The organism is Streptomyces sp. AC512_CC834 (genome assembly GCF_019049325.1).
Classification (GTDB): domain Bacteria; phylum Actinomycetota; class Actinomycetes; order Streptomycetales; family Streptomycetaceae; genus Streptomyces.
Map to the genome: position 1 here is coordinate 1 of NZ_JAGMUO010000106.1, position 240 is coordinate 240.

Genomic DNA, 240 nt, shown 5'->3' on the forward strand with positions numbered 1-240 from the left:
TGCGCCAGACCGTCCAGGAACGTGTTCGCCGCCGCATAGTTGGCCTGACCCGCCGCCAGCACCATCCCACCCGCCGACGAGAACATGACGAACGCCGCGAGATCCATCCCCGCCGTCAGCTCGTGCAGATGCCAGGCCGCGTCCGCCTTCGGCCCCCACACCCGCTCCAGCCGCACCCCGTCCATGTCCTGCACCAACGCGTTGTCCATCACGCCGGCCGCATGCACCACACCCCGCAAC

1 protein-coding gene is annotated in these 240 nt (G+C 69.6%); it reads right to left on the reverse strand.

Translation table 11 applies throughout. The features are described 5' to 3' along the window. Positions 1-240: KR domain-containing protein (locus KUM40_RS34860; RefSeq protein ID WP_217170316.1), on the reverse strand; the 240-nt coding region annotated here is incomplete at both ends.